Origin of the sequence: Coleofasciculus sp. FACHB-712, from assembly GCF_014695635.1 — a bacterium.
Classification (GTDB): domain Bacteria; phylum Cyanobacteriota; class Cyanobacteriia; order Cyanobacteriales; family FACHB-T130; genus FACHB-T130.
Genome location: NZ_JACJOQ010000663.1, coordinates 1 through 5,750, shown reverse-complemented (window position 1 = coordinate 5,750; position 5,750 = coordinate 1). Strand labels below are relative to the sequence as shown.

Genomic DNA, 5,750 nt, shown 5'->3' with positions numbered 1-5,750 from the left:
GCAGAGGAGGCAGTACGTGCCAGCGAGAGAAGGTTGGCTCAATTTCTAGAAGCCGTGCCGGTAGGTGTTTTCGTGATTGATGCGAGCGGCAAACCCTACTACGCCAATCATACAGCACAGCGGCTTCTCGGCAAGGGCATCGCCCCGGAAGACACCACCGCTCACCTGCCAGAACTTTATCAAGCTTATGTGGCAGGGACAGATCGGTTGTACCCGAATGCCCAACAGCCCCTAGCGCTGGCGTTGAGTGGCTCCTGCTCGACTGTTGATGATATGGAGGTTCGCCAAGCAGACAAGATTATCCCGATAGAGGTGTGGGCAACGCCAATTTTTGATGAGAAGGGCGAAATTGTCTACGCGATCGCTGCCTTTCAAGATATCACGCGACGCAAGAAGGCAGAAGCAGAGCGAATTCAGTTAATCGATCAACTTTATCAACTTAACACTGCTTACGAGCGGTTTGTACCCCGTGAATTTCTTCAGTTTTTGAAGAAAAAAAGCATTATTGATGTCACATTAGGCGACCAAGTACAGCAGGAAATGTCAGTATTATTTGCCGACATTCGAGACTTTACTGCACTATCAGAAAAAATGACGCCGTCAGACAATTTTCAATTTATTAATGCCTTTTTAAGCCGCATGGAGCCTGCTATTACTGAGAATAACGGCTTCATTGATAAATATATCGGTGATGGGATTATGGCGCTGTTTAGTGGTAGTGCAGATGATGCTATTAAAGCAGCCATTACAATGCTACATAATCTTGCCGAGTATAATCAGCATCGCGCCCAAACTGGTTATCATCCAATTCAAATCGGAATTGGCATCAATACGGGTTCTTTGATGCTGGGTACGGTGGGAGGAAATAACCGGATGCAGGGCACTGTCATTAGCGATGCTGTCAACTTAGCCTCCCGTATTGAAGGATTGACGAAAGAGTATGGAGTGTCATTATTAATCAGTCATCAGACTTTTTTACAATTACAAAATTCATCTGATTACTTCATCCGCATTATCGATCGGGTGAAAATAAAAGGTAAATCCGAAGAAGTAACAGTTTATGAAGTATTCGATGGAGATTTAGCGGAATTAAAAGATGGTAAATTAAGCGCAAAAACAATATTTGAAAAAGCTTTGTTATTTTACAAAAATCAAAAGTTTCATGAAGCTGCACAACTCTTTCAAGATTGTTTATGGCATAACCCGATGGATAAAGTTGCTAAGATATATTTAGAGCGCTGTCAATTTGTATCTACTAATTTCAGGATAAATGAAGAGTAATCGAAGCATAAATATTTAGTAAACAATATATTTTTAAAGCTGGTGTTTGTAATTTAAGTTACTTGTTTATCTAAAAAGACAGAAGGTTCTCAATCAACTCTGGGTAAACAAATGGGTAAGCGACGAAGAGAAAGCAGAAACAGTAGCAAAAGTCCGACAGGAACTACAACAATTGCTAAAAACTAACTGATCTATTCTTCAAACGAGCGAACGAGGCTGCCTAAAATTCTGAGGAGCGTGGTAGATTAGCCCAAGTGTATACAGAAAGAATGCAGCCTCTAACGATTATCTCTTACAAGATCTTATCCAAGAATTGCTTAGCGCGATCGCAGTCTGGATTTGTAAAAAACTTACTAGGCGGTGAATCTTCAGCCAGTTTTCCACCATCAAGAAACAAAATGCGGTCGGCAACTTCTCGCGCGAACCCCATTTCATGGGTGACAATTGCCATTGTGATACCAGTTTTGGTGAGGTCTTTCATCACCTCTAGCACCTCTTTCACCATTTCCGGGTCGAGTGCCGAGGTCGGTTCGTCAAACAACATGATATCTGGCTTCATTGCCAAGGAACGCGCGATCGCGACCCGCTGTTTCTGCCCCCCTGACAGCTTAGAAGGATAAACATCAGCCTTTTCTGATAAACCTACTTTATTCAGCAGTTCCATTCCTTCTCGCCGCGCCTCTTCCGAAGAAATGCCCTTTACCTTTTTAGGCGCATACGTCACATTAGAAAGAACAGTTTTGTGAGGAAATAAATGGAAATGTTGAAACACCATCCCGACATTTTGCCGAACCTTCATAATGTCGGTTTTTCGTGAAGTGATGTCTGCGCCTTGTATATAAATCTTACCCGAAGTGGGCACCTCCAGTAAATTCATGCACCTCAAGAAAGTGGACTTACCAGAACCTGAAGGGCCAATCACCGCAACAACTTCCCCGTGTCCAATCTCAGTCGAAATTCCTTGCAAAACCTTCAGATTTCCAAAAGATTTATGCAAATCTTCAACCTTAACTGCTGCGTTGTAATCTTCGTTCGAGTACATAACCCCCCCATGTTAAACTCATGACCATTAAATAGTAAATCGCGCCTGCAAATAGCAAAGGTTCAAAGTAAATATATTGTTCTGCACCCACAATTTGGGCGCGGCGTAACAAGTCAGTTACCCCAATTGTAGAGACTAATGCTGAGTCTTTCAGTAATGCAATACTCTCATTTACTAATGCTGGCAAAATATTTTTTATCGCCTGTGGCAAGATAATATCCAGCATCATCGGTCTGTAGGGAACTCCTAAAGACAAAGCAGCTTCCTGTTGCCCTTTGTCAACGGCAAGAATACCGCCGCGAATTGTTTCAGAAATGTAAGCGCCTGAGTTGAGAGTAAAAGTAATGACACCGGCTAATAATGCCGGAATATTGTACCCAATCAATTGAGGCGTTGCGTAATAAACTAAAGCGATTTGCAATAGTAGCGGCGTCCCTCGAAAGATAGAAGTGTAGGCTGTTGCAAACCAAACCAGTGGCTTAAAGGTAGAAATCTTAAATAAAGAGAGGATTGTCCCCCAAATGAAGCCCAAAATTGCTGAGATAGCAGTGAATTGGAGAGTTACTAATATTCCTTTTAGAATAAAAGGAATCCGAGGCGTTATCTTAGCGAAAGCTAAACTGGAACTGCTGGCGGGAGTTTCAGTTTTTCCATTATTTTCAAACCACTTTGTCACCAACCTTTCTATTTCACCGTTCTGTTTCATTTCTGCCAGAACGCGGTTGAAGTCATTGACTAGAGGCGAACCTTTGGCGAAAGCGATCGCACTCCCTGCTTCCCCAGTATTCGGAACCGTATTAAATTCTAAATCTGGGTTATTGGCAATAAAACCTTTAGCGATGGTATCTTCGATAATTGCAGCGTCGATACGATTTGATTTAACTTCTTGGATAATTTCACCAGTCTTATTAAGGGCTACCAAATTTGTGCCCTTTATTTCTTTAGCAGCTTTTTCTTGAGTTGAACCCAATTGAACGCCGACTTTTTTTCCCGCTAAACTTTCAGGTGTTGTTAGGTTACTACCTTTTCTAGCAACAATTGTGTTTTTTGCTTCATAGTAAATCTCGGAAAAATCAACATTTTTTCTCCGTTCTGCTGTTGGTGTCATCCCAGCCATTGCAAAGTCGGCCCGACCTGATTGCACAGCCGGGATTATGCCACTAAAATCTGTATCTTTAATCTCAAGTTGAAACCCTAGCTCTTTAGCAATATAGTTGGCAATGTCTACGTCGAAACCTACAATATCAGCGCTACCGCTAGCCGTATCTCGAAATTCATAAGGTGGATAGTCCGCTGACGTGACCATCACAAATTTTTTACCTTGATATTGTGGCGATTGTGCAAAGACGCGATCGCTTCTCCAACCCCCAAAAAGTAAACTTATCGATAATGTAATAGAAAATAGGATGGCAAAAAGCCATTTCCTTTTTGGCATGGCTAGTAAGTCCTTAATGTCTTGATGTATAAATATTTAACACTCAAACCACAAGACCATTTCTACTATCTTAAGGATGATATTTTGCTTACAGAAAGTTACATTTTCAAAATTTTTATGATAAATAAGCTCATAAAAAAACATAGGTTTGTTAACCTTACTCCAAACCCTCTTCACCTCCCTCTAACCCTCTCCTAAGAGGAGAAAGTCAGCAGGTTAGGTTTGTTTGATTCTAAAAGACGAAACTCGTTCTCACCACACCAATCACAGCATCGGGATTTCGCTCATCATGGTTAGGTGCTGTTAGCCAAAAGAAACCAGGAGTAATCGAAATATTTTCGGTTAATTGATATTTGTAGAAAGCTTCGATGTGATATCCGGTATCGCGATCGCTTCTTTGTCCGGGAGGTAAACCAATCGCCTCTGCTAAAGCACGATTGCTAGTCCCTGTTAACTTTGGTTGCATCCCTAACACAATGCCACCTAAATTTCCCTTTTTGCCCAAATCAGGGAAAGCCAGCGTTACCGCATAATTCCAGACATCTGCATCCCCCTTGATATTACCAAGAGCGCGGGCGGCAGTGTAACCCACCCAGCCACCGAGTTCAAAGCGGGGACTAAATCGGTAATTAACTTGTGCGCCATAACCATTACCAACCACAGGATTGCCATCAGGATCGGTGAGATCGATGACTTTGGCAGCGTTGCTACCTGCGAGAGTATCGACACCAAAAGCTTGAGAAAAAGAGTTTAGGTAAAGCAAGCCAAGTTTCAAGCGATCGCCACTATAAACCAACTGGGCAAAAGCACTGTAACCACCATTAAATATACCTGAATCTCTGCCTGGGTTACTAGGACCGTTAGGGGCGTCTTCACCAAAGTAACCAACATCTAAACTGAGGGCTTCGCTAAGGCTATAATTTGCTGCAATCCCCGCTCGATTTCCCAAGGGAAAATACACAGGATTGACTTGACCAAAATTAGAAATAGCACCCGTAGAAGTGTCGATAAAAGGAGCAATTGTATCTGTTACATACGACGGATCGATTGAACCCGCTTCAATATAAATTTTGAGTTTGTCTCCTACTGGAAAGCGATACTCTAATTGGCTAATTCTGGCTTCATTATTTTGAGATACGCTACTGGGAGTAAACCGAGTTTCACCTGTTAAGCCTGGATCTGGCCCTCCACCAAATGTTGCCCCAGTGTCAAACTGTCTTAAGTTAGTGATTTGAAATCGAGTTCTTAAACGGTCTTTTCCAGTGAAGCTAGTATTAAAATCAATGCGAGTCCGATGACCGAGAGTAGCGTTATTTACATCGCTAGCATTCTCACCAAAAGCATCACCTGCATAGGTGATAACCTCACCGCCTAATTTAGTGGTCGTAGAAAATTGGTGAGCTTCCAGTTGGGTTGTTCGAGCTTCCAAAGTATCCACTCGACCCCGCAGCGCCGTCAGTTCTGTTCCAAATTCATCAATCAGCCGTTGTAAGGTTCCTAAATCGTCTTTGGTGACAAAATCTGCTGAACTAGCAGCAATCAATTTCTCAATTTGCTGCAAGCAGGTATTTAACCCAGCCGCAAATTCATAACGACTCAGCGCCCGATTGCCACGAAAGGTGCCATCCGGATATCCTGCAATACAGCCATAACGTTCAACAAGCGATCGCAGTGCTTCATACGCCCAATCCCTCGGTTCTACATCTCGCAACTGCGATACGTTGCTGACTCGATCCATCGCGTCAGTCTCTTCAGTTCCCTGAGAAACGGCATCTGACCCAACTAGAGTGTCAGTATCCTGGGGAAAGGGATGAACGGTTTCCTCTGACACAGTTGGAAATTCTGCTGCTTGGGCAATGCTAGCGATCGCTAAAGCGTTAACTAGCACCGCGAGGCAAAATTTTAGAGGGGCACGAAACAGTTTCAAGACGGTCTCTCCTCACACTTTTTGGCATTCCTAATGAATTTTGTCACGTAAATGCCGATCGTGCT

4 protein-coding genes are annotated in these 5,750 nt (G+C 42.9%); 1 reads left to right on the top strand and 3 read right to left on the bottom strand.

The features are described from left to right. The coding region (locus H6F50_RS25055; RefSeq protein WP_190430775.1) for an adenylate/guanylate cyclase domain-containing protein at nt 1–1,281 on the top strand (1,281 nt) is incomplete at its 5' end. 292 nt (nt 1,282–1,573) lie between these two features. On the opposite strand, the gene H6F50_RS25050 is transcribed toward H6F50_RS25055, so the two are convergent. The 3 genes from H6F50_RS25050 to H6F50_RS25040 all read right to left on the bottom strand — a co-directional run bounded on the left by H6F50_RS25050 (nt 1,574) and on the right by H6F50_RS25040 (nt 5,685). Then, complete coding sequence (locus H6F50_RS25050; protein WP_190430774.1) at nt 1,574–2,323, bottom strand: amino acid ABC transporter ATP-binding protein; 750 nt, start codon at nt 2,321–2,323, stop codon at nt 1,574–1,576. After that, complete coding sequence (locus tag H6F50_RS25045; protein WP_190430773.1) at nt 2,289–3,758, bottom strand: ABC transporter substrate-binding protein/permease; 1,470 nt, start codon at nt 3,756–3,758, stop codon at nt 2,289–2,291. The genes H6F50_RS25050 and H6F50_RS25045 overlap by 35 nt, the downstream gene beginning before the upstream one ends. Before the next feature lie 232 nt (nt 3,759–3,990). Further along, on the bottom strand, nt 3,991–5,685 hold the full coding sequence (locus H6F50_RS25040; protein WP_199292368.1) for an iron uptake porin: 1,695 nt from the start codon (nt 5,683–5,685) through the stop codon (nt 3,991–3,993). Nucleotides 5,686–5,750 lie beyond the last annotated feature (65 nt).